The 3607-nt window shown below is 73.7% G+C and carries 3 protein-coding genes and 2 pseudogenes; 1 reads left to right on the forward strand and 4 read right to left on the reverse strand.

All coding sequences use genetic code 11. The annotated features are described in order from the left end of the window. The 4 genes and pseudogenes from G3I42_RS17430 to G3I42_RS17445 all read right to left on the reverse strand — a co-directional run. On the reverse strand, positions 1-192 hold a 192-nt coding region (locus G3I42_RS17430), incomplete at its 3' end, for a nitrilase-related carbon-nitrogen hydrolase (RefSeq protein ID WP_343244573.1). Positions 193-313: 121 nt separating this feature from the next. Further along, entirely contained in the window at positions 314-1234 is a 921-nt protein-coding gene (locus G3I42_RS17435) for a peptidoglycan recognition protein (protein ID WP_164287026.1), read from the reverse strand. Between the two features lie 99 nt (positions 1235-1333). Then, positions 1334-1771, reverse strand: a complete 438-nt coding sequence (locus tag G3I42_RS17440) for an Lrp/AsnC family transcriptional regulator (protein WP_164287029.1) — start codon at positions 1769-1771, stop codon at positions 1334-1336. Between the two features lie 10 nt (positions 1772-1781). Continuing rightward, a pseudogene (locus G3I42_RS17445) lies at positions 1782-3173 on the reverse strand (amino acid permease). Positions 3174-3361: 188 nt separating this feature from the next. Between G3I42_RS17445 and G3I42_RS17450 the strand changes: the two are divergent. Then, a pseudogene (locus tag G3I42_RS17450) lies at positions 3362-3607 on the forward strand (serine/threonine-protein phosphatase); the annotation flags it as partial.

Below are 3607 nucleotides of genomic sequence, written 5' to 3' on the forward strand. Positions count from 1 at the left end.
GCCGGTCGGGGCCTCGGGCGCGTACCCGCTCAGGAACAGCTCGGGCGCGACGAGGAGGTGGGCGCCGGACGCCGCGGCGCGGGCCGCGAGCGCGTCGAGCGCGTCGAGGTTGGCGCGGATGTCGCCGGGGGTGCCCGAGGACTGGGCGAGCGCCAGGCGCAGCGGCGGCGCGGGCGGGGCGGAGGGGGGCATGCGGGGCCTTGCGGGAAAGGTGCCGGGACGAACGAGGAGGTATCCCGTCGCTCGGGGCGGGACGCCTCCTAGACGCTACGGGCGCCGGGTCCGGCGCAACAAGACACCATCGCCGCCGTCCTCACGGCAGGATCTTGCGTCTGCGGGCCCCTGAACGGTGATTCGTTGCGCCGGGCTCCCTGCGCGGTTCCATCGGCGGCCCCGGGACGCCGCTCTGCCCCCGGTCCGCGGTCTCCGGGCTGCGCGAGGCGCGCCGCGCCGCGAGGAGTTTCGCCTTGCCCTGGAGCTTGGTGGCGGCCCGCCGGAACTCCGGCAGCAGGTCCATGAGCGCCTGCCCGGGGCAGTCCGTCTCGTACGCCTCGATGTGGCCGAGGACGGTGGGGAGGTTGACGGAGGTGTCCTTCGGGAAGCGTGACTTGCTGTTGGTGGAGACGAGCTGGGTACGGGCCGCCGGGCTGATCTCGGTGAGGCCGAGCTTCCAGGCGATGATCCGCTCGATCGAGCGCCGCATGGGCGCGGGCACGGGGACCCCGGCGGTGTACGTGCCGATCGCGGCGATGCCCGTCGTGCCCTTGTTGAGGCCGACCGTGTGGGCGCCGATGACGGGCCTGTCGACGCCGCCGAGCCGGCCCTCGAAGATCGTGCCGCAGCGGTCGACGAGGAAGTTGTAGCCGATGTCGCCCCAGCCGCGCGCCGTCGCGTGGGCCTGGTAGATGTCGCGGACGTAGGAGGCGCTGTCGGCGCAGGAGTAGCCGTTGGGCGTATCGGTGTGGTGGATGACGATGGCGTGCACCGAGTCCGCGTAGTGCGGCTTCTGGTCGAGCAGGTGCGGATCGGCGCCCCACTTCGCGCGGCTCACGAAGCGGGGGCGCAGCGCCGCGGCGGCGGGGGGCGGGGTGCTCGCGGCGCTCTCGCTCCCGGTCTCGCGGTGCCCGCCCCCGCCGCCGTCGAAGGCACCGGACAGCGCGAGACCCAGCACGACGGCCGCCACCACGAGGACCGCGGCGGCGGCGACAAGAGCGGAACGAGGCTTCGTGATCATCTCCCGACCACTTTGCGCGCCACCACGGGCTCAGGCGCGCATTAATGGTCCGAGAGTGAACAAAACCCCCCGAAAAGAGGCCGGAAGGGCGTGCGGGGCTCAGCCCGCGCGGCGCAGCAGCGGCGAGAGCACGAGCACTGACTTGGTCCGCTCGACGAAGGGCTCCCCCGCGATCCGCTCCAGCACCCGCTCGAAGTGCTCCATGTCCGCGGCGAAGACCTGCACGACGGCGTCGGCCTCGCCGGTCACCGTCGAGGCCGAGACGATCTCCGCATAGCCTTCGAGGCCCTTGCGGATCATCTCGGGCGTCGTCTGCCGCCGGCAGTACAGCTCGATGAGGCCCTCGGTGCGCCGCCCCCGCACGGCGGGATCGACGCGCACCGTGAACCCCTGGATCGCGCCGCTCGCCCGCAGCCGGTCGACGCGGCGTTTGACGGCGGGGGCCGAGAGCCCCACGCGCTGGCCGATGTCGGCGTAGCTGCGCCGCGCGTCCGAGGTCAGCTCCCGCACAATCCGTTCGTCGAGTTCGTCGAGCACCGCGCTTCGTTCACTTCTTCCCGGGAGGCGTGTCGGCGGCGAGCCGGGAGTGCCGGACGCCGTACCCGAAGTAGACCACGAGCCCCAAGAACATCCAGCAGCCGAAGACGAGCCAGGTCACGGGCGACAGGCTCGTCATGAGCCACAGGCAGAGCCCGAGGCCGACGGCGGGCAGGAGGGGCGAGAAGGGGACCCGGAAGGTGCGCCGCATCCCCGGCCTGATCCGGCGCAGCACGACGACGGCGACGTTGACGAGCCCGAAGGCGAAGAGCGTGCCGATGCTCGTGGCGTCGGCGAGCTGCCCGAGCGGGACGACGGCGGCGAGCAGCCCGCAGAAGGCGGCGACGAGCACGGTGCACGCGCGCGGGGTGCCGCTCGCGGCGTGGACGCGCTAGAAGACCCGGGGGATCAGCCCGTCGCGGGACATCGCGAAGAGGATGCGGGTCTGCCCGTACAGCACCGTGAGGACGACGGAGGCGATGGCGACGACGGCGCCCAGCGAGAGCAGGACGGGCCACACGTCCTGCCCCGTGAGGTCCCGCGTGATCCCCGCGAGGCTCGCCTCCGAGCCCGCGAACCGCCGCCAGGACCGTGCCCCGACGGCGACGAACGCGACGAGGACGTACAGCGCCGTGACGAGCCCCAGCGAGAGGATGATCGCGCGCGGCAGGTCGCGCCGCGCGTCGCGCGCCTCCTCGCCCGCCGTCGACGCCGCGTCGAAGCCGATGTAGGAGAAGAAGAGCGTGCCCGCCGCCGCGCTGATCCCGCTGACGCCGTACGGGGCGAAATCCGTGAAGTGCGCCGAGCGGAAGCCCGTGACGCCGATGCCGCAGAAGAGCAGGAGCGCGGCGATCTTGACGCACACCATGACGGTGTTGGCGCGCGCCGACTCGCGGGCCCCGCCGAGGAGGAAGGCGAGGGCGAGGAGGACGACGGCGAGCGCGGCGACGTTGACGACGCCGCCGTCGCCCGGGGGCGCCGAGAGCGCGGCGGGGAGCGTGACGCCGAGCGTGCCGTCGAGGAACTCGTTGACGTACTGGCCCCAGCCGACCGCGACGGCGGCGACCGAGACCCCGTACTCCAGGATCAGGCACCAGCCGCAGACCCAGGCGACCAGCTCCCCGAGCGTCGCGTAGGCGTACGTGTACGAGGACCCGGCGACGGGGATGGCGCCCGCGAGTTCCGCGTAGCTCAGCGCGGAGAAGAGCGCCGTGAACCCGGCGAGGACGAACGAGACGACGACGGCGGGCCCGGCCTTGGGCACCGCCTCGCCGAGCACGACGAAGATGCCGGTGCCGAGCGTGGCGCCGACGCTGATCATGGTGAGCTGCCACAGTCCCAGCGAGCGGCGCAGTCCGCTCTCGTCCCCGCCGAGCCGGTCGACGGGCGTGCGGCGGGCCAGGGCGGTGGCATCGGGCAGGGGCACGGGACTCTCCTCGGGTGGGGGCGCGGGCGGACGCGCAGGGGGACGGTACGGGCCCCGGGGCGGCTTGCCGCCGAAGGCGCTCCGCGACCCCCGGAAGGTGGGAGCATGGACAGGTGGGCGCGGGGTATCCGCTGACGTGGTTCTGTCCCTCTGAGGGAAGACGGGTGAACGAGAGGGTGAGCGAGACGAGCGGCGGCGAACGACACACGACCGGCACCCGGGCACGGGTCCCGGCCTCGCGGCGCGCCGTCCCGGGCCCGCGCTCCACGCACCGCTCGCTGCCGGACCTGGAGGACGCGCTGCGGCTCCTCGCCCAGGAGTGGCGGCTGCCCGTGGAGCTGCGCGGCAGGCTCACGCAGTCGGTCGCCGCGGTCGCCGGGCCGCCGCTGCGCGAAGGCCGCAGCGTGACG

Origin of the sequence: Streptomyces sp. SID11385 (assembly GCF_010548245.1) — a bacterium.
GTDB lineage: Bacteria > Actinomycetota > Actinomycetes > Streptomycetales > Streptomycetaceae > Streptomyces.

Bases quoted from the DNA above. Each gene is read 5' to 3' on its own strand.
- G3I42_RS17435 (WP_164287026.1), bottom strand. From the start codon at position 1,234: ATGATCACGAAGCCTCGTTCCGCTCTTGTCGCCGCCGCCGCGGTCCTC.